At 71.6% G+C, this 20,914-nt stretch carries 12 protein-coding genes; 7 read left to right on the top strand and 5 right to left on the bottom strand.

Annotated elements, in window-relative coordinates:
- Positions 1–60: 60 nt before the first annotated feature.
- Entirely contained in the window at positions 61–1,185 is a 1,125-nt protein-coding gene (locus tag ACGFI9_RS18570; protein ID WP_393179210.1) for a phosphatase PAP2 family protein, read from the bottom strand.
- Positions 1,186–1,276: 91 nt separating this feature from the next.
- Here ACGFI9_RS18570 and ACGFI9_RS18565 point away from each other — a divergent pair, with 91 nt between their 5' ends.
- A complete protein-coding gene (locus ACGFI9_RS18565; RefSeq protein WP_393179209.1) occupies positions 1,277–1,681 on the top strand; it encodes a thioesterase family protein in 405 nt (134 codons plus the stop codon).
- Positions 1,678–2,508: an MBL fold metallo-hydrolase gene (locus ACGFI9_RS18560; protein ID WP_393179208.1), complete on the top strand. Its 831-nt coding sequence runs from the start codon at positions 1,678–1,680 to the stop codon at positions 2,506–2,508. The genes ACGFI9_RS18565 and ACGFI9_RS18560 overlap by 4 nt, the downstream gene beginning before the upstream one ends.
- A gap of 119 nt (positions 2,509–2,627) precedes the next feature.
- Here ACGFI9_RS18560 and ACGFI9_RS18555 read toward each other — a convergent pair whose 3' ends face one another.
- On the bottom strand, positions 2,628–3,074 hold the full coding sequence (locus ACGFI9_RS18555; RefSeq protein ID WP_393179207.1) for a MarR family winged helix-turn-helix transcriptional regulator: 447 nt from the start codon (positions 3,072–3,074) through the stop codon (positions 2,628–2,630).
- 83 nt (positions 3,075–3,157) lie between these two features.
- Here ACGFI9_RS18555 and ACGFI9_RS18550 point away from each other — a divergent pair, with 83 nt between their 5' ends.
- Complete coding sequence (locus tag ACGFI9_RS18550; RefSeq protein WP_393179206.1) at positions 3,158–4,381, top strand: multidrug effflux MFS transporter; 1,224 nt, start codon at positions 3,158–3,160, stop codon at positions 4,379–4,381.
- 146 nt (positions 4,382–4,527) lie between these two features.
- Here the strand turns inward: ACGFI9_RS18550 and ACGFI9_RS18545 are convergent, their stop codons facing one another.
- Positions 4,528–5,460, bottom strand: a complete 933-nt coding sequence (locus ACGFI9_RS18545) for a carbohydrate kinase (protein ID WP_393179205.1) — start codon at positions 5,458–5,460, stop codon at positions 4,528–4,530.
- Positions 5,461–5,790: 330 nt separating this feature from the next.
- Here ACGFI9_RS18545 and ACGFI9_RS18540 point away from each other — a divergent pair, with 330 nt between their 5' ends.
- On the top strand, positions 5,791–6,924 hold the full coding sequence (locus tag ACGFI9_RS18540; RefSeq protein ID WP_393179204.1) for a lytic polysaccharide monooxygenase: 1,134 nt from the start codon (positions 5,791–5,793) through the stop codon (positions 6,922–6,924).
- A 72-nt stretch (positions 6,925–6,996) separates the two neighbouring features.
- Here the strand turns inward: ACGFI9_RS18540 and asnB are convergent, their stop codons facing one another.
- Entirely contained in the window at positions 6,997–8,958 is a 1,962-nt protein-coding gene (gene asnB / locus ACGFI9_RS18535; protein ID WP_393179203.1) for an asparagine synthase (glutamine-hydrolyzing), read from the bottom strand.
- Between the two features lie 112 nt (positions 8,959–9,070).
- Here asnB and ACGFI9_RS18530 point away from each other — a divergent pair, with 112 nt between their 5' ends.
- The 3 genes from ACGFI9_RS18530 (at position 9,071) to ACGFI9_RS18520 (ending at position 15,257) form a co-directional block, all read left to right on the top strand.
- Positions 9,071–10,546 carry an aminopeptidase P family protein gene (locus ACGFI9_RS18530; protein ID WP_393179202.1) on the top strand — a complete coding sequence of 492 codons (1,476 nt, stop codon included), beginning with the start codon at positions 9,071–9,073 and terminating at the stop codon, positions 10,544–10,546.
- Between the two features lie 356 nt (positions 10,547–10,902).
- A complete protein-coding gene (locus ACGFI9_RS18525; protein ID WP_393179201.1) occupies positions 10,903–12,888 on the top strand; it encodes a hypothetical protein in 1,986 nt (661 codons plus the stop codon).
- 362 nt (positions 12,889–13,250) lie between these two features.
- On the top strand, positions 13,251–15,257 hold the full coding sequence (locus ACGFI9_RS18520; RefSeq protein ID WP_393179200.1) for a hypothetical protein: 2,007 nt from the start codon (positions 13,251–13,253) through the stop codon (positions 15,255–15,257).
- Between the two features lie 82 nt (positions 15,258–15,339).
- Here the strand turns inward: ACGFI9_RS18520 and pulA are convergent, their stop codons facing one another.
- Complete coding sequence (gene pulA / locus ACGFI9_RS18515) at positions 15,340–20,838, bottom strand: pullulanase-type alpha-1,6-glucosidase (RefSeq protein WP_393179199.1); 5,499 nt, start codon at positions 20,836–20,838, stop codon at positions 15,340–15,342.
- Positions 20,839–20,914 lie beyond the last annotated feature (76 nt).

Raw genomic sequence — 20,914 nt, 5'->3', positions numbered from 1 at the left:
CTTGGGGGCGCGAGGGCGCGCCCGGGCACCCCGGAAGCGCCGGGCACGCCGGGGTGGCGGTCAGCGGTCGGCCGGGACCGCGGCGGGGCTGTCCGGGCCGGTGGGCGCCAGCGGGTCGGTGTCGGGGTTAGTGGGTGCCGGCGAGGCGGTGTCGGCGGGCAGGGCGGCCTCGGTGGGGAGGGTGGCCCCGGCGGGCACGGCCGGCACAGCGGCCTCGGCGGGGGTCGTGGCGCGCCGGGTCCGGTGGGCCGCCCACCAGTGCTCGGCCAGCCCGACCACCAGGAAGGTCAGCCCGACGTACGCCCAGCCGACCAGCACGTCGATCAGGTAGTGCTCGCCGCTGTAGATCAACGTGAAGGTCATCGCCAGCGGGTACGCGAGCAGCAGCGGCCACCAGCGCCGGCGCACCGAGCGCAGGAAGAAGAGCACCACGAAGAGGGCGAACGCGGTGTGCAGCGAGGGCATCGCGGCCACCGGGTTGGAGGCGATCTGCCCGGCGTTGAGCAGATTGCCCGCGCCGTGCATGCCGATCTCCTTCCAGCCCCGGGTGGAGATCCGGGCGACCTCGGTGAGCAGCCCGTTCTGGCCGGCCCACCACGGCGGCGCGGCCGGGTAGAGGAAGTAGGTGGCCAGTCCGGCGGCGCAGAGGAAGCCCCAGCGGCGCATGTACGCGGCCCAGCGCGTACGGTCCCGCAGCCAGAGCACCGCCGCGGCGGCCAGCGTCGCCACGAAGTGCGAGAAGTAGATCCAGCTGACCAGGACGTCCCACCAGTGCACCTCGGGCCGGTAGAGGTGCTGCTGGAGCCAGATGGTCGGCACCTCCCCGCCGGTGGCCCAGCCCACCAGGAACCGGTCGGCGATGATCAGCTCCATGGCGTGCGGCGTCGCGCCGTTGTCGGCGAACCCTCGGGAGAGGTTGTACGCCGCCAGCAGCAGCACGACCGGGATCCAGTCCCGGGCGAAACGCAGGTGGCTGCGCCACGGGCGGGCGGAGTTCCAGGCGATGGTGCCCGCCCAGATCCAGACGAAGGCGTACGCGGGGTCGGTGGGCAGGCCGATGGCGAGCCAGGCGGCCACGAAGGCGGCCCCCCAGATCGCCATCGCCACCACGCGACGGCGTCCGCCGTCGGGCGAGGGTGTGTCACCGGTCCGGGCGGGGGGCTGGGGGTCTGTCACGACGGCCATCGCGGTCAAGGTTAACGGCGGACGACGGATCGACGGACAGCGACCACCCGCAGGCCGGACGGCCCGCCCCCGGCTCGTCTAGGCTCGGGGCATGCAGGAGCAGCCGGAGCCGCCCTTCGCGCCGGGTCTGTCGGCCCGGGTCGAGCTGACCGTCACCGACGCCGACACCGCGCAGGCGGTGGGCTCCGGCGACGTGCCGGTGCTCGGCACGCCCCGGGTGCTCGCCCTGGCCGAGGCCGCGACCGTGGCGGCCACCGCCACCCGGATGCCCGGCGGGTCGACGACCGTCGGGGTCCGGGTCGAGCTGGAGCACCGGGCCGCCACCCCGGTGGGCCGTACGGTGGTCGCCCAGGCCCGGCTGGCCAAGGTCGACGGCCGGCGGCTGCTGTTCGAGGTGACCGTGACCCAGGATGACGAGACGGTGGCCGAGGGACGGGTCGAGCGGCTGCTGGTGGACCGGCAGCGCTTCGTCGAGCGCGCGTCGCGGGCGTCATGAGCGCCGGGTTCGTCGAGGTCGCCGACCGCGTGCACGTGCTGCGCGACCCGCTGCTGCACGTCAACGTGACGCTGGTGGTGGGCGACGGCGAGGCGCTGCTGGTGGACACCCTCTCCACCGCCGGGCAGGCCCGCGAGCTGGCCGAGGCCGCCCGCGCGGTCACCCCGCACCCGTGGTCCGTGGTCAACACCCACCACCACTTCGACCACTGCTTCGGCAACGCCACCCTGGCCGCCGACCCGCCCCGCCCGGTGTACGCGCACGAGCGGGCCGCCGCCGTGCTGCGAGACCATCCCGACGAGCTGCGTCGGGCGGCGTACGAGGAGATGCGCGACGAGCAGCCGGCGCTCGCCGCGGAGCTGGCCCGCACCGAGCTGCTCGCGCCGACCCGTGCCGTGCTCACGGAGACCGTGCTGGACATCGGCGGCCGGCGGGTGGTGCTGCGCCATCCCGGGCACGGGCACACCGACGCCGACCTGGTGGTGCACGTGCCGGACGCGGACGTGCTGGTCGCCGGGGACCTGGTGGAGCAGAGCGGCCCGCCGGCGTTCGAGGAGTCGTACCCGTTGCAGTGGCCGGACGCGGTGGCCGACCTGCTCCGGCTCACCACACCCGACACCGTGGTGGTGCCGGGGCACGGCGCCCCGATCGACGCGGAGTTCGTCCGGGCCCAGCACGCCCAGCTGGTGGAGCAGGCGTGGCTGATCCGGGCCGGCCACACCGGCAACGCCCCGCCCGAGCGGGTGGCCGCCGAGTCCCCGTTCGGCGCCCGCCCCGGCCTGATCGCCGCCCGCCGCGGCTACGCCGAACTCGACGGCACCGCCTAACCCCTCGCCGCCCCGCCCCTGGCGATCTTGCATTTGTGGTGCCGGCAAATGCTCCGCACACGGGCAAAACGGCAACCCAACCTGCAAGATCGCCTCAGGAGGGCGGGGGCGGGAGGCCGTCAGCGGGGGGCGCGGAGGTGGGCGAGGAGGGCGTCGAGGGCGGGTACGGCCGTGAGGATCTCGGCGCGGGCGGCGGGGTCGAGGGCGGCCAGGGCCTCGGTGAGCAGGGCGGCGCGGTGGGCCGCGTGGTCGGCCATCCGGGCGCGGGCGGCGTCGGTGAGGTGCAGCCGGACCACCCGGCGGTCGGCCGGGTCGCGCTCCCGGTCCAGCAGCCCCGCGTCGACGAGGTCGCGGACCAGGGTGCTCACCGTGTTCGGCGCGGTGCCGAGCCGGCGGGCCGCCTCCTTGCCGCTGATCCCGGGCTCGGCCCGGACGAGCAGCATCAGCTCCACCTGGGCCTCGGGCAGGACGTCCCGGTGGGCCCGGCCGGCGGCGCTGCGCCGCAGCAGCCGGTGCAGCTCCCCCACCAGGGCACCGAGCCGCGCGGTGGCCTCCTCGCTCGACACCGGGTCACCTACTTCACAGCGCAATAGTTCTGTGTACAGAGCTAAGGTTAGCCGGAGATCATCGACTCCGGGGGGACCTTGACGTGAGCAGTACCGCGCCGACGACCGTGCGCCCGCCCGTCGCCGCGCCGGCCCCGGACGGCGGCGGAGTCACCCTGCTCGTGCTGCTCGGCACACTCACCGCCTTCGGCCCGCTCTCGCTGGACATGTACCTGCCGGCGTTCCCCGCGATGACCCGCGAACTCGGCGCCGACCAGGCCCAGATCCAGCTCTCGCTGACCACCTGCCTGATCGGCCTCGCCCTCGGCCAGCTCGTCACCGGCCCGCTCAGCGACCGGTGGGGGCGGCGCCGCCCGGTGCTGGTCGGGGTCACCGCGTACGCCGTGCTGGCGCTGGTCTGCGCGGCGGCGCCGAACGCCCCGGCGCTGGCCGCGGCCCGCTTCGCCCAGGGCCTGGCCGGCGGGATGGGGGTGGTGGTGGCCCGGGCGGTGGTCCGCGACCTCTACTCGGGCCGGGCCGCGGCTAAGTACTTCTCCCGGCTGACCCTGGTCTTCGGGGTGGCGCCGGTCGCCGCGCCGAGCGTGGGCAGCCTGGTGCTCCGGTTCGGCTCCTGGCGGGCGGTCTTCCTCACCCTGGCCGTGATCGGGGCGCTGCTCGCCGTCGCGGTCGCCCTGCGCCTGCCGGAGACCCTGCCGGAAGCGCGGCGCAGCACCGGCGGCCTGGCCGCCACCGCGCGCACCATGCGGTCGCTCGCCGCCGACCGGGTCTACCTCGGGTACGCGCTGACCCAGGGCTTCGCGTTCGCCGGGCTCTTCGCGTACATCTCCGGGTCGTCGTTCGTGTTCCAGGACGTCTTCGGGGTGTCCGGGACGACGTTCAGCCTGATCTTCGGGCTCAACGCGCTCGCCCTGGTGGCGATGGGTCAGGCCAACGCGCGGCTGCTGGACCGGTCCGGCCCGCGCCGGCTGCTGGTCACCGCGCTGCTGGTCAACGCCGTTGCCGCGATCGGGGTGCTGGCCGGGGCGACCGCCGGCAGCCTCGCCCTGGTCGCGGTGGCGCTCTTCCTCTTCGTCGGCTCGCTCGGCATGGTCACGCCGAACAGCACCGCCCTGGGGCTGGACCCGCACTCCCGGCACGCCGGCACCGCCGCCGCGCTGATGGGCGGCATCCAGTCGGTGGTCGGCGCGCTCGCCGCACCCCTGGTCGGTCTCGGCGGTGAGGGCAGCGCCGTCCCGATGGCCACCGTGCTGGCCGGCGCCGCCGCCCTGTCCCTGACCGCCGTCCTCACCCTCGCCCGCCCCCGCTGACCCACCCCGCCCCTCCCCCTCCCCACCCGCGAACCGCGCTGATTCACGGAAAGAGTGGCCATCACCTGCGGAATGGCCACTCTTTCCGTGAACGAGGGCCCTCGCGCTCCCGGCGTACGGCCGCGGGTGGGCGGAAACGTCCGGGGTCAGGCGGGGAAGCGGGCGGCGACGGCGGCACGGGTGGGCATCGCGGTGGCGCCGCCGGGGGACTCGCAGACCAGGCCCGCCACCCGCAGCGCGAACGCGACCCGCTCCCGCCAGCCGATCGGGTCCTCCGGCTCACCGGCGGCGAGCAGCTCGACGATGAGCGCCCCCATCACCGAGTCGCCCGCGCCGGTGGCGTCCACCGCGTCGACCTTCGGTGCGGGGATGCGGACGATGTCGTCCGCGGCGGCGACCAGGGCGCCGTCCGCGCCGAGGGTGACCACCACCGTCGCCGCACCCAGCTCCCGCAGGTACGCGGCGACCCCCTCGACCGGTTCGCGCGGGTAGAGCACCCGGGCGTCCGCACTGCTCAGCTTCACCAGGTGCGCGCTCGCGGCGAACTCGGCGACCACCTCGCGCAGCCTGTCCGGCGCGCCCGGCCCGCCGAGCAGGCTGGGCCGCACGTTCGGGTCGAACACCCGCAGCGCCCCCGCGATCGACCAGGCCCGCCGGGCGGCGGCCAGCACCGGCGGGTCCAGCAGCACGATCGATCCGCAGTAGAGCACGTCCGCGCCCTCGACCACGGCCACGTCCAGCTCGTCCGGGCCGAGCAGGGCGTACGAGCGGGGCTCGCCGTAGAAGCGGAAGTCCGGTTCGGCGCCGGAGAAGGTGGCCACCGCCAACGCCGTCGGCGCCGGTACGGTCACCGCCCCGGCCAGCCCGACGCCGGCGGCGCTCAGGAAGTCGCGGATCCGCTCCGCGAGGGCGTCGTCGCCGAACGACCCGACGAACTGGACGTCGCCGCCGAGGCGGGCCACCGCCACCGCCACGTTCAGCGGTCCGCCGCCGATCGCCTGCCGGTAGACGGGCTGCCCGTCGCACTCGGCATCGAGCAGGTCGACCAGCGCCTCGCCGAGCACCACCGCGTACCCCATCCTGGCTCCTTCCGTGTCGTCGTACCCCCCGATCCTGGCGCATGCCGGGGGCGACGCGCGACGAGACACCGTCATCGACGGAGAGCTATTGCGTGGGACGCGGCGGGCGTGGTGGGATTGCGCGTGCCGGAGTGGCGCGGGGGCTGCCGCGCCCCCGGCCACCGGGTCGAGCCGACGCGAGGGGCACACCGGTCCGTGAGACGGACCGCAGGCGGTGCATGCCTCGACGGCCCCGGTCCCCCGACCGCCGGGCACGGCACCGCGATCGTCGCATCCGCTCGTCGCAGCGGGGCGGCCCGCTGCGGGGCGTCCCGCGAGTCAGGAGATCCCGTGCACCGATCCCGTACGGCCGCGCTGCTCACCGCGGCCGCCACCCTGGCCCTGGGCGCCTTCGCCCTGGCCACCAACTCCGACCCGGCCGCCGCCCACGGCGCGGCGATGACCCCGGGCGCCCGGACCTACCTGTGCTGGAAGGACGGGCTCACCGCGACCGGGGAGATCAAGCCGAACAACCCCGCCTGCGCGGCGGCGGTCGCCGAGAGCGGGACCAACTCGCTCTACAACTGGTTCAGCGTGCTGCGCTCCGACGCCGGCGGCCGGACCGTCGGCTTCATCCCCGACGGTAAGCTGTGCAGTGGCGGCAACCCGAACTTCAGCGGGTACGACCAGGCGCGCACCGACTGGCCGCTCACCCACCTGACCGCCGGCCGGACGATGGAGTTCCGGTACAGCAACTGGGCCCACCACCCGGGCACCTTCTACTTCTACGTCACCAAGGACAGTTGGAGCCCGACCCGGCCGCTGGCCTGGAGCGACCTGGAGGACCGGCCGTTCCTGACGGTCACCAACCCGCCGTCGGTCGGCTCCCCGGGCACCAACGACGGGCACTACTACTTCACCGGCACCCTGCCGGCGAACAAGAGCGGCCGGCACATCATCTACTCCCGCTGGGTCCGCTCGGACAGCCAGGAGAACTTCTTCGGCTGCTCGGACGTGACCTTCGACGGCGGCAACGGCGAGGTGACCGGGATCGGTCCGGGCGGCACCCCGCCGCCCACCAACCCCACGCCCACGCCCACCACGCCGACGCCGAGCCCGACCAGCCCGACGCCGACGCCGACCTCGCCCAGCCCGACCCCGACCATGCCGCCGCCGGGCAGCGGCGACTGCATGGCGGTCTACAAGGTGGTCAACGCCTGGAGCGGCGGCTTCCAGGGCGAGGTCCAGATCATGAACCACAGCACCCGGACGTGGGCCGGCTGGACGGCGAACTGGACGTGGCCCAGCGGTCAGACGCTCACCCAGGTCTGGAGCGGCAAGGCGAGCACCAGCGGGTCGGCGGTGACCGTCACCAACGAGTCCTGGAACGGCACCCTCGCCCCGGAAGGCACCACGACCTTCGGCTTCCTGGCCAACAGCTCCGGCACCAACACCCTGCCCACCGTCACCTGCACGGGCAGGTGACGGCCCCCGGCACGCGTTAAGAAGGGCCCCCTGTACAACGCCAGGCGTTAACAGGGGGCCCTTCCTCGCGGGTCAGCGGACCATGCTGCCGACCACCGGCTTGGTGAGCAGCGCGGACTGGTTGCGCTGGATGCCCGGGTCGAGGGTCTTGGCCACGAAGATGGCGTGCCAGATGCAGAAGATCAGCACGGTCCACACCTTGCGGGAGTGGTCCGCCTCCTCCCGCTTGTGCTCGTCCAGCAGGCGCATCGCGTACGACAGGTCGATCAGGTCGCCCGCGCCCGAGGTGGCCAGCACGTGCCGGGCCCACTCGTACATCTCGCCGCGCAGCCAGACCCGGGTCGGGGTGGGGAAGCCGAGCTTCTTGCGGTTGACGATGGCCGGCGGGACGACACCCTGCAACGCCTGGCGCATGGCGTACTTGGTGGCCTCGGAGCGGGGCGGCAACTTCAGGTCGACGGGGATGCCGGCGGCGACGTTGAACACCTCCCGGTCCAGGAACGGCACCCGCACCTCCAGCGAGTGCGCCATCGAGATCCGGTCGGCCTTGACCAGGATGTCGCCGCGCAGCCAGGTGTAGAGGTCGACGTACTGCATCTTGGTGACGTCGTCCAGCTCGGTGCACTCGGCGTAGATCGGCGCGGTGACGTCGGTGTAGCGGACCGAGGGGTCGTACCTGCGCAGCAGGTGCTGCTTCTCCTCCTCGGTGAACATCCGGGCGTTGCCGTAGTAGCGCTGCTCGATCGGGGTGGTGCCGCGCTCCAGGAAGCTCTTGCCCTTCACGCCCTGCGGGATGGCCTTGGAGACCGCCCGCAGGCCCTTCTGCACCCCGCCCGGCAGGCCGTTCACGCCGCTGAGCGAGAGCGGCTCCCGGTAGATCGTGTACCCGCCGAAGAACTCGTCCGCGCCCTCGCCGGAGAGCACCACGGTGACGTGCTCGGCGGCCTTCTTCGCCACGAAGTAGAGCGGGACCAGCGCCGGGTCGGCCACCGGGTCGTCCAGGTGCCAGACGATCTTCGGCAGCGCCTCCATCATGTCCTGCGGCCCGATCTTGGTCGGGATGGTGGTCACGTCGAGGTGCCGGGCCGATTCCTGGGCGACGTCGATCTCCGAGTAGCCGGGCACGTCATACCCGACGGTGAAGGTCAGGATGTTCGGGTTGAACTCCCGGGCCAGGGCGACCACCGCGGTGGAGTCGATGCCGCTGGAGAGGAACGAGCCGACCGGCACGTCCGAGCGCATGTGCATCCGGACGCTCTCCCGCAGCGTCTCCCGGATCTCGTGGTAGAGCTTCTGCTCGTCGGCCACCGGGGCCGGGTGGAACACCGGCCGGTACCAGCGGCGCACCTCGATCCGGCCGCCCGGGCTCCAGGTCAGGTACTCCCCCGACCCGATCCGGCTGATCCCCTTGTGCAGGGTGCCCGGCTCCGGCACGTACTGGAGGGTCAGGTAGTGGCTCAGGTTGGCCGTGTCGATCCCGGCGTCGCCCTGGTACGCCGAGTGGGCGAACGGCAGCAGCGCCTTCTTCTCCGAGGCGAGGTAGAGGCCGTCCTGCGTCTCCAGGTAGTGCAGCGGCTTGATGCCGAAGTAGTCCCGGGCGCCGAAGGCCCGCCGCTCCTGCCGGTCCCAGATCACGAAGGCGAACATGCCGCGCAGCTTCGTGAGCACCTGCTCGCCCCAGTAGTGGTAGCCGGCGACGATCACCTCGCCGTCGCCGTTGGTGGCGAACTGGGCGCCGAAGTCCCGGATCAGCTCGTCCCGCAGCTCGATGTAGTTGTAGATCTCACCGTTGAAGGTGAGCAGGTAGCGGCCGTTCGCGTAGGGCAGCGGCTCGTGGCTGAGCGCCACGTCGATGATCGCCAGACGCTTGTGGGCGAACACCCCGTCCGCGTACCGGCCGGAGGCGTCACCGACCACCTCGACCCCGGTCTCGTCCGGGCCGCGGTGGTGCAGGCACTCCAGTGCTCCGGCGATGTGGTCGCGGTGGGCGGCGGCGTCGCCGCGCGCGCTGAAGAAGGCCAGGAGTCCGCACATGGCCGTCATCTTTCCACGCGGCCGATACGGACGTCGCGGCACCGCAGGCTCCTCCCGCTCCCGTGCGCGCGATACCGTCTGGACCAGCGACGAGGCTCGAGGAGGACGGAACATGGCCGAGGAGCGGACGCAGCAGGGCAAGCCGGCGGACGGTACCGAGTCGCACGACCCGGACTTCCCGGAGGCGTTCCTGGCGTTCATGCGGCAGGGCTGGCGGGACACCGAGCTGCCGGTCGGCCCCCGCCCGGAGGTGCCCAACTACGCCAAGCGGCGGGCCGCGCTCGCCGCGGCCTTCCCCGGGGAGACGCTGGTCATCCCCACCGGCAACGAGAAGGTACGGGCCAACGACACCGACCACCGGTTCCGGCCGGGCAGTGACTTCGCGTACCTGACCGGCGACCTGGAACCGGACAGCGTGCTGGTCCTGCGCCCGAGCGGGGACGCCACGCTGTACATGCGGCCCCGGTCGTCCCGCAAGACCGACGAGTTCTTCCGCAGCCGGCACGGCGAGCTCTGGGTGGGCCGGCGGCCCACGCTGCACGAGAAGTCGACCGAGCTGGGGCTGCCCACCGCCGACCTGACCGAGCTGGACGCGACGCTGGCCGACCTGGCGCCGGGGCGTACCCGGGTACTGCGCGGCTTCGACGCCCGGGTGGACGCGGCGGTGCGGCCGTACGACGGGGCCCGGGCCGACGGGCAGCCCGGCCGCGACCGGGAGCTGGCCATCGCGATCTCCGAGCTGAAGCTGGTCAAGGACGAGTGGGAGATCGCCCAACTCCAGGAGGCCTGCGACGCCACCGTCCGCGGGTTCGAGGACGTCGCCCGGGCGCTGCCGGCCGACCGGGCGGTCTCCGAGCGGCTGCTGGAGGGCATCTTCGCGCTGCGCGCCCGGCACGACGGCAACGACGTCGGGTACGGCTCGATCGTCGGCGCCGGCGAGCACGCCACGATCCTGCACTGGGTGCACAACCACGGCACCACCCGCCCGGGCGAGCTGCTGCTGATGGACATGGGCGTGGAGAACCGCAACCTCTACACCGCCGACGTCACCCGGGTGCTGCCGGTCGACGGCCGGTTCACCCCGCTCCAGCGCCAGGTGTACGACGCCGTCTACGCCGCCCAGCAGGCGGGCATCGACGTGATCAAGCCGGGGGTGGCGTTCCGCGACGTGCACCTCACCTCGATGCGGGTGCTCGCCGAGGCGCTGAAGGACCTCGGGCTGCTGCCGGTCAGCGTGGACGAGGCGATGGACCCGGCCTCGACCGTCTACCGCCGCTGGACGCTGCACGGCACCAGCCACATGCTCGGCATCGACGTGCACGACTGCGCCAACGCGCGCAAGGAGATGTACCGGGACGGGCCGCTCGGCGAGGGCTACGTGCTCACCGTCGAGCCGGGGCTGTACTTCCAGCCCGAGGACGAGCTGGTCCCCGAGGAGCTGCGCGGCATCGGCGTGCGGATCGAGGACGACATCCTGGTCACCGCCGACGGTCCGGTGAACCTCTCGGCCGGGCTGCCGCGCCGTTCGGACGAGGTGGAGACCTGGCTGGCCGAGCAGCGGGAGGCCGGCCCCCGCCTGCCGGGCTGACCGGGAGGTACGACCCCCGACGGGCCCGCCCGCCGGCGTCTGCGACGTTTGTCGTCGTGCGACGTCGGGGGCGGGCCCGTCGCCGTTTGGGCTACTCCCGCCGTTTGCGCTGCCCGCGGCCCTTCCGGGCGGTCGCGGCCCGGCCGGCACCACCCGATCGCGACTGGACCGGAATGCGCGATTTTTTCGTATACGTCCGCGTCGCGAGGATCCTTCTCATACGGTGTCGATCAGAGGCTACAACCGGTTTGTAGCTGGTCGCCCTGCACAGGCTGGTGCGACCCCTTTGGTAGAAGCCGAAAGGGCGGAACCCTCTGATGTCCAACGACGTAACCACTTCTGACGGTGGGGCCGCCATGACCCCGCCGACGAGCAGGCGGCGGGCGCTCTGGGTCGCCACCGGCGTGGCCGGGCTGACCGGCGTCGTCGGCCTGGCGGCGCTCGGCGGCCTCGCCGCTCGTGACAACAAGTCCGACGACCCGAAGCGCGTCGCGGAGAACCACGCCGCCGTGCCACAGAACGCCAGCGACGGCAAACGCGATGACGCCAAGAAGGACGACGACCGGGACGACAAGGGTCGCGACGAGGATCGTCGTGATGACTTTGACGACCACGGGCGGGTGCGGGAGGTGCCCTGTGACGAGGAGGAGCTGATCGAGGCGATCGATCTGGCGAACCGGGACAATGGCGGCACGTTGAAGCTGGCCGAGCACTGCACCTACGAGCTGAGCTTCGCCGACAAGAAGTCCGGCACGGGTCTGCCGACGATCAAGCGGGACATCACGATCAAGGGCAACGACTCGACGATCAAGCGGGACTCCGAGGACGCCTTCCGGATCTTCCGGGTCGCCGACGGCGGCGAACTGACCCTGAAGGACCTCACCGTCAAGGACGGCAACGCCGCCGAGTTCAAGTACGGGTCGGCGCCGAGCTCCAGCTCGCCGAGCTCCGGCTCGCAGGGCCCCAGCTGGCATGGCTCGGGCTGGCAGGGCCCCGGTGCACCCGGCGGCATGGCTGCCCCGGGCGCCCAGGGCCCGCAGACCGCGCCGGCCGGCGCGCCGGCCGCGGTGCAGGCCGCGCCGGTGGCCCTGGCCGCGCCGGCCACGCAGACCGGACCGGCCGCGCAGACCGGACCGGCCGCGCAGACCGCACCGGGCGCGCAGGGCTCGGGCTCGGGTTCGGGTTCGTGGTCCGGCGACAAGGACAAGGACAAGGACAAGAAGGACGACGGCGAGGGCGACGGCGGCGCGCTGCTGGTCGAGCGCGGCGGCAGCGCCCACCTCAAGGACGTGAAGCTGACCCGCAACAACGCCGAGAACAACGGCGGCGCCATCGCCAACTTCGGCCGGGTCGAGGTCGAGGACAGCAAGATCGAGGACAACCACGCCGGCAAGGACGGCGGCGGCATCTTCAACGAGGGCACCCTCAAGGTCAAGGACACCCAGATCAGCAACAACACCGCCGGCCGCAGCGGCGGCGGCATCGCCAACGGCGAGGACAAGGACCACGACAACAAGAAGGACGGCCACGACAAGAACAGCTACGGCAACAGCAGCTGGGACAAGGACGGCCACGACAAGGACCGCAAGGACCGCAAGGACCGCGACGAGGGCGGCACCGTCGAGATCGTCGGCTCCGACCACGGCAAGGAAGAGTCCAAGAGCGTCATCGAGGACAACCGGGCCGGCAAGAACGGCGGCGGCCTGTTCAGCAACGACGGCACCGTCACGATCACCCTCACCGTGATCAAGGGCAACACCGCCTGCGAAAGCGGCGGCGGCATCTACGCCCTCAACACCGACCTCAAGCTCCACAAGGTCACCGTCGCCAAGAACCACGCCGAGAAGGACGGCGGCGGCATCGTCAACACCGGCGGCGAGGACAAGAAGAAGGACTGGTCCTCCAACGGCAGCGACAAGAAGGACCAGGACAAGAAGGAGAAGACGGAGGCCACCGCCACCATCTCCGACAGCGACATCGTCGACAACACCGCCGGACGCTTCGGCGGCGGCATCTTCAACGGCGACACCAACGTCAAGATCGACGAAGGCTACAAGGACAAGAAGGACGGCGAGGACGACAACGCCACCCTGACCCTGCGGGACACCGAGATCAAGGGCAACACCGCCCTCAACGGCGGCGGCATCTTCAACAACAAGGGCACGGTCACCCTGGAAAACACCCGGGTCACCAAGAACACCGCCACCGACTCGTCCAAGAACCACCGCGTCGCCGGCGGCATCCTCAACAACGAAGGCACCGTCAAGCTCGACGACGAATCCACCGTCACCAACAACGACCCCACCAACTGCGCCGGCACCGTCCCGGACTGCTTCAACTGAACCACCACATAACCGAGGGGGTCCCTTCCCGCCACGCCATGGCGGAAAGGGACCCCCCTGCCCCCACGTCACCACCGGGTGATTCGTCGTGGTCCCTTACCACTACAGGTCCTTCGGAAGCGACCGGCGGCTTCCGCCCTCTGCGGCACCCTTCGCCAACCGTGACACCGCTGCTGTGCTGCGGTCCTCCGTGCGGCCGACGACCTCACCCGCCCCTTATGCGGGTTTTTCTCGTATATGGGCACGAGATGAAGAAGGTTCTCATACGGTGGTCTTCAGCAGCTACAACCGATTTGTAGCGAAGGCCGCCTCGCCGTGGCGAAGCGACCTTGTCGGGTACAAGGAGAGGGCAGAGAGCTCCGATGTCCAACTACCTTCGCAATAACGATGACGCCACCCGTGAGACGATCTCCCCGATCCGGCGCCGCCGGATCTGGCTCGCCACCGGCGTCGTGGGCCTGACGGGAGCGGTCAGCCTCGCCGGTGTGGCGTACGCGACCACCGGGGCCACCGGCCCACACCGGCTCGGCGACGTCAAGTGGTCGACCGCCCAGCACCTCACCAAGGACGGCGCCAAGAAGGACGACGACCGGGACGACAAGGGTCGCGACGAGGATCGTCGTGATGACTTTGACGACCACGGGCGGGTGCGGGAGGTGCCCTGTGACGAGGAGGAGCTGATCGAGGCGATCGATCTGGCGAACCGGGACAATGGCGGCACGTTGAAGCTGGCCGAGCACTGCACCTACGAGCTGAGCTTCGCCGACAAGAAGTCCGGCACGGGTCTGCCGACGATCAAGCGGGACATCACGATCAAGGGCAACGACTCGACGATCAAGCGGGACTCCGAGGACGCCTTCCGGATCTTCCGGGTCGCCGACGGCGGCGAACTGACCCTGAAGGACCTCACCGTCAAGGACGGCAACGCCGCCGAGTTCAAGTACGGGTCGGCGCCGAGCTCCAGCTCGCCGAGCTCCGGCTCGCAGGGCCCCAGCTGGCATGGCTCGGGCTGGCAGGGCCCCGGTGCACCCGGCGGCATGGCTGCCCCGGGCGCCCAGGGCCCGCAGACCGCGCCGGCCGGCGCGCCGGCCGCGGTGCAGGCCGCGCCGGTGGCCCTGGCCGCGCCGGCCACGCAGACCGGACCGGCCGCGCAGACCGGACCGGCCGCGCAGACCGCACCGGGCGCGCAGGGCTCGGGCTCGGGTTCGGGTTCGTGGTCCGGCGACAAGGACAAGGACAAGGACAAGAAGGACGACGGCGAGGGCGACGGCGGCGCGCTGCTGGTCGAGCGCGGCGGCAGCGCCCACCTCAAGGACGTGAAGCTGACCCGCAACAACGCCGAGAACAACGGCGGCGCCATCGCCAACTTCGGCCGGGTCGAGGTCGAGGACAGCAAGATCGAGGACAACCACGCCGGCAAGGACGGCGGCGGCATCTTCAACGAGGGCACCCTCAAGGTCAAGGACACCCAGATCAGCAACAACACCGCCGGCCGCAGCGGCGGCGGCATCGCCAACGGCGAGGACAAGGACCACGACAACAAGAAGGACGGCCACGACAAGAACAGCTACGGCAACAGCAGCTGGGACAAGGACGGCCACGACAAGGACCGCAAGGACCGCAAGGACCGCGACGAGGGCGGCACCGTCGAGATCGTCGGCTCCGACCACGGCAAGGAAGAGTCCAAGAGCGTCATCGAGGACAACCGGGCCGGCAAGAACGGCGGCGGCCTGTTCAGCAACGACGGCACCGTCACGATCACCCTCACCGTGATCAAGGGCAACACCGCCTGCGAAAGCGGCGGCGGCATCTACGCCCTCAACACCGACCTCAAGCTCCACAAGGTCACCGTCGCCAAGAACCACGCCGAGAAGGACGGCGGCGGCATCGTCAACACCGGCGGCGAGGACAAGAAGAAGGACTGGTCCTCCAACGGCAGCGACAAGAAGGACCAGGACAAGAAGGAGAAGACGGAGGCCACCGCCACCATCTCCGACAGCGACATCGTCGACAACACCGCCGGACGCTTCGGCGGCGGCATCTTCAACGGCGACACCAACGTCAAGATCGACGAAGGCTACAAGGACAAGAAGGACGGCGAGGACGACAACGCCACCCTGACCCTGCGGGACACCGAGATCAAGGGCAACACCGCCCTCAACGGCGGCGGCATCTTCAACAACAAGGGCACGGTCACCCTGGAAAACACCCGGGTCACCAAGAACACCGCCACCGACTCGTCCAAGAACCACCGCGTCGCCGGCGGCATCCTCAACAACGAAGGCACCGTCAAGCTCGACGACGAATCCACCGTCACCAACAACGACCCCACCAACTGCGCCGGCACCGTCCCGGACTGCTTCAACTGACCATCGGTCAGCGTACGGAGCCACGCAGACGTCCGGCCCCCTGTCACCTCGGTGACAGGGGGCCGGATCGTCGTCACGTGGGTCAGCTCTGCACGAAGACCGCCACGCTCCGGGCCGGCACGGTGAACGCGCCACTGGCCTTGTCGAACGACGCCGTGCGGAGCACCGGGTCGGCGGAGTTCCGCAGCACCGGGTGCAGCCCAACGTCCGCCCCGCGCAGGCCGGTCACCGTCTGCGTCGCCGCCGCCGGGGTGGCGTTGAAGACCACGGTCACCGACTTCCACTTCCCGTCCAGGCCCCGGGCGTCCAGGGTCATGGTGATCACGCCGGGGGTCTCCTGCTCCCCGGACAGCGGGAACGCCACCCGCTGCTGCACCTGGTCCGCGGTGGTCAGCCCGAACACCGGCGAGGACGCGCGGATCCGCAGCAGCTCCGCGTACCGGGCGTCGGCCAGGTCGACCGCCGCGCAGTCCGGCACCAGCTTCGGGTCGGCCAGCAGCGGCTTGGCGTACGACCACTTGCTCTCGTTGTCCGCCGCGGGCGGGAGCCCGGCCCCGAAGCCGTTGCCCTGGGCGCAGTCCCAGCGGATCTGGTTGAACCAGTCACCGGAGTTGTACGAGTTGCGGTCCAGCGACTTGGAGCGCAGCCGCTCCGAGCCGGCCGTCACGAACCCGGTCCCCTGCCCCATCACCACGGTGCTCAGGGCGAGCACCTGCATCCGGGCCCGGTCCTGCGCCGAGGTGCCCTGCGGCAGCTTGTAGGCCAGCGCGTCGTACAGGATCTCGTTGTCGTGCGCGTCGACGTAGGTGACCGCCTCGCCCGGCGCGGCGGTGTAGCCCGCCGGTGAGCCGTTGTAGTCGACCTGGGCGCCGGTGACCGGCTTGCCCGACGAGTCGGTGAACCGGTAGCCGCGCAGGTTGCCGGCCAGACCCACCTTGATCAGGTCCTGCTGGTGCAGCAGCCGGGCCTTCTGCTCCGCCGCCGAACCGTTGACGCCGTCCCCGTTCGGGTCGGTGTAGAGCCCCGAGGCGAAGCCCTGGATCCGCGGGTTGCCGTCGAACGGGCCGCCGCCGCGTACCGCGTCGCGGAGCCGGTCGTTGAAGGTGCCGATCCCGGTGCCGGCCATGTTGGCCTGGGTGGCCTGCACGAACCGGGCGTCGTTGGCCACCTCGCCGAAGTTCCAGCCCTCGCCGTACAGCAGGATCTTCTTCCCGTCCACGCCGTCACGGGCGACGGTGAGCTGGTCCAGCGCGGCGCGTACGGCCAGGATGTTCGCCTTCGGGTGGTGCCCCATCAGGTCGAACCGGAAGCCGTCCACCTTGTACTGCCGGGCCCAGGTGACCAGGGAGTCGACCACGAGCTTGCCCATCATGGCGTGCTCCGGGGCGGTGTTGGCGCAGCAGGTCGAGTTGGCCACGCTGCCGTCCTCCAGCAGCCGCTGGTAGTAGCCCGGCACCACCTGGTCGAGCACCGACTTCGGATCGACGCCGGCGGCCGAGGTGTGGTTGTAGACCACGTCCATCACCACGCGCAGGCCGGCCTGGTTGATCCCGGCGACCATCTGCCGGAACTCGGTGGTCCGCTTCGCCCCGGCCGGGTCGACGGCGTAGCCGCCCTCGGGCACGGTGTAGTGCAGCGGGTCGTACCCCCAGTTGTAGCCGTCCTTGTCGGCCACCGCCGTGACGCACTTCTGCTGCTGGTCGGAGTCCGCCGGCAGCGCGGCCAGGTCGCAGGCGGGCTGGGCCTGGTCGGCCCGCCGCTCGGGAATGGTGGCGAAGTCGAACGCCGGCAGCAGGTGCAGGTAGTTGACCCCGGCGTCGCCGAGCGCCTTCAGGTGCTTCATCCCGGCAGTGCCCGGGTCGGTGAAGGCGAGGTACGTGCCGCGCCGCTCGGCCGGCACGGTGCTGTCGGCGACGGAGAAGTCGCGGACCGACAACTCCTGGATCTGCGCCCGCGACGACGGCACGGCCGCCGGCTTGCGCAGGTTGGCCCAGCCGGCCGGGGCCAGCGCCGGGTCGGCCAGGTCGACGATCTGGCTGTGCGTCGAGTTCGGTGCCAGGGCCACCGAGTACGGGTCGGTCACCGCGGCGGTGACGATCTTCTGCACCGCCGGCTGCCAGGCCTCCACCTGGAAGCGGTAGTACTTGCCGGTCCAGGCCCGGGTGCCGCGCACCGACCAGACGCCGGTGGTGTCGTTGCGGCTCATCGACACGGTCCTCGGCTCGGCCGTCGGCGAGTCGAAGAGCTGGAGCGACACGGTGCGGGCGGTCGGCGCCCAGACGGCCAGGGTGGGCACCTTGCCGGCGAACGTCGGGCCCAGCTTGGCCGAGGTCGCCGCCCGGTAGACGTCGTCGAGCACGCCGGGGATCTGCACCCCGGTCGCGCCGAGCAGGTGCCCCTCGGCGTCCCGCTCGGTCACCACGAGCTGCCCGCGCAGCGCCGCCGGCACCTTGGCCAGGTCGGCCGGGTCCAGCGTGAAGGCGTGGTAGGCCCAGAGCTGGGGGTACGCCTGCCGCTGGGCCTCGGTGAGCCCGTTGCGCTGCGCCCGCAGCGGCAGCGTGGTGTACGTCCCGGCCAGTTCCCCGTCGGCGATGCTCAGCCCGCCGGTCGGGGCGGCGACCAGGGCGTACCGTTTGCCGTCGGTGGGTCCGGTCTGCCAGGCGACGGTGGACCGGTCGATCCACTGCGCCTTCTGCTTGGTGATGTCGAGGTCCTTGGCCACGCCGGAGGCGGTCGACGGCAGCAGCCGGCCCTTGACCCCGGCCAGCAGCCAGATCTCGTGCCCGGCGGTGGCGAAGTCGAGCCGCTGGTCGTCGGGCTGGTCCTTGGTGTCGCCGTTGTGGACGATGTAGCTCAACCCGGTGGCCCCGGCGGCCAGGGGCACCCGGAACACCGCCCCGAAGGAGTCGATCTTCTCCGGCTTGAGGGGGCTGCCCCAGTCGGTGGGGTTGGCCGCGCCGTCCCACAGGTGCAGGCCCCAGCCGGCGTAGTCGCCGTCCGCCTTGCGCCAGTGGATGACCGCGGTGCTCTGGTCCACCGGCGGGTCGGGCTCGCCGGTGGCGGCCTGCCGGGTCGGGTAGAGCGTCGGGTCGCCCTGCTTGACCCAGACCTCACCGGTCTGCGTCACGTCGATGCTGCGGTCGTTCGCGACGTCCTTGGTCCCGTGGGAGTCGACCACGAGGAAGCCGACGGACTTCGCGCCCGGCTTCAGCTTGACCCAGGCGAACCGACCGAAGGAGTCCTCACCCGCGAAGGGCTGCCCGTTGGGCCAGTCGGTCTGGTACGCCGGGTCGATGTCGCCCCAGGTGTAGAGGCCCCAGTCGGCGTACCCGCCGGCCGGCCGCTGGTAGTGCACGACCGCCCAGTCCCGCGACGCGCTCTGCGCCGGGGTGCCGACCACGCCGGTGGACCGGGCCTCGGCGATCCGGCCCTTGCCGTCGCGGACGACGGCCTTGTACTCGACCTTCGTCCCGCCGGGCAGGCCGGTCAGGTCGTGGTGGACGGTGTACGGGGCGTGGTGCGCGGTGCCCAGCAGGGTCCACTTGCCGCCGGGCACCCGGGCGGCGAAGGTGACCGTCGCGAGGGGGTCGCCGGTGACCTGCGCGGTGACGGCGGCCGTGGTGGCGACCGGGGCGTCGCCCGGCTCGGTGATGGTGACCTGCGGGGCCGCGTCGGCCTGCGGGATCGCCCGGTCGGCCTTCAGGACCACCGCGGACATGGCCGGCACGGTCACCGTCAGCTTGCCGTCGGCGCCCGCCGTGACGGTGGCGGAGTCGCCGTAGATGCCGGTAAAGGTGGCACCGGCCGACCAGGTGTCCACGCTGACAGTCTGCGCGGTGTCGGCGTTGTTCACCGCCACGACGTACTCGGTGCGGTCCTGCGGCAGGATCCGGGAGAAGGCGAAGACGCCCGGGCCGTCGGCCGCGTACCGGGTGACCTGGATGCCGTCCCGCAGCGCCGGGTGGGCCTGCCGGAGCCGGCCCAGCTCAGCGATGGTCCGGTAGAGCGGGTGGGTGGTGTCGTACTGGTCGGTGGCGTGGGTACGGGTGGTGCCGATCAGGTCGTCGTCCAGGTAGTCCGCCGTCTTCGAGGCGAACATGTCCTGCCGGGCGTCCTTGTCGCCGCCGGGGCCGGTGAAGCCCTGCTCGTCGCCGGAGTAGACGACGGGCTGGCCGCGGGTGAGGAACATCAGCTGGTGGGCGAGCTGGTCGCGGCGCAGCTGGTTGGCGTCGTCCCCGCCGGCGGCCGCGACGAACGAGCCGATCCGGCCCATGTCGTGGTTGCCGAGGAAGGTGGTCAGCCGGTTGGCGTCGGTGTTGCGGGCCGCGTAGAGGTCGTCCCTGGCGTACACGTCGGCGAGCGCCTTGGCGGAGCCGGCGGCGGCGGTGTAGCCGCGCGCCGCCTCCTGGAAGGAGAAGTCGAGGGTGGCCGGCAGGCCGCCCTGCCGCACGTACGTCGACTCGATCTCCTGGTCGGCGCTGTAGACCTCGCCGAACATGAAGAAGTCAGGCTTGCCGGCCCGCTCGGCGGCCTGCTTGATGCCCCGGGTGAACTGCGGCCAGAACTCGAGGTTGGCGTGCTTGACGGTGTCCAGCCGGAAGCCGTCGACCCCGGCCTTGCCGATCCACTGCCCGTAGATGTCGGTCATGCCGCGGACCACCTCGGGCCGCTCGGTCCACAGGTCGTCGAGGCCGAAGAAGTCGCCGTACTCGCTGTTCTCACCGGCGAAGGTGGAGTCGCCGCGGTTGTGGTACATCGTCGGGTCGTTCAGCCACGCCGGGACCTTCACCTTCGCGTCGGCCGCGCTGGCGAAGGTCGGGGTGTACGGGAACGACTTCTCGTCGACCTGCGGGAAGTCGCGGGTGCCGTCGGCGTAGTTGCGGTCCTCGAAGGCCCGCCCCTGCGCGTCCCGGTACGGCGCGGTCTTCTTGTCGACGTAGCCGTACTTGTTCTCGGCGTACCGGATCACGTCCGCGGTGTGGTTGACGATGATGTCGAGGTAGACCTTGATGCCCCGTCGGTGGGCCAGGTCGACCAGCTTCTTCAGCTCCTCGTTCGTGCCGAAATGCGGGTCGACCTGGGTGAAGTCGGTGATCCAGTAACCGTGGTAGCCGGCGGAGACGTCGGCGCCGGTGCCCTGCACGGGTCGGTTCTTGAAGACCGGGGCGAGCCAGATGGCGGTGGTGCCGAGGCCCTGGATGTAGTCCAGCTTGTCGATGACGCCCTTCAGGTCGCCGCCGTGGTAGAAGCCCTTGTCCGTCGGGTCCAGGCCGGTGGTGAGCCGGTCGCCGGTCAGGCCGCCGGTGTCGTTGCGCGGGTCGCCGTTGGCGAAGCGGTCGGGCAGCACGAAGTAGAACTGCTCGGCCCGGGCGCTGTTGCTGCCGGCCTTGAGCAGCGTCTCCGCGGACGGCTCCGCTCCCCATTGCGGCGCGCCGGCGGCCGCGAGGACGTCGGGGGTGGCCGCGCGGTCGGGGGCGTCGGCACCCAGTTGGTGGATGGCCACCGGCACGCCGACGAGGGTGAGCACGAGCGAGGAGACCAAGGCGAGCAGGGCCTTGCGAGATATCGGCGGGGGTTTCATCGACGGCCTTTCTCTGGTCGCTGATTCGCCCGCACGCTAGCCCTTGCCGAAACAATCTGCAATACCTTGCAAACCA

This window comes from Micromonospora sp. NPDC048930 (assembly GCF_043197935.1).
GTDB lineage: Bacteria > Actinomycetota > Actinomycetes > Mycobacteriales > Micromonosporaceae > Micromonospora.
The sequence above is the reverse complement of the archived record's forward strand: the minus strand, read 5'-3'. Positions and strand labels throughout refer to the sequence as shown.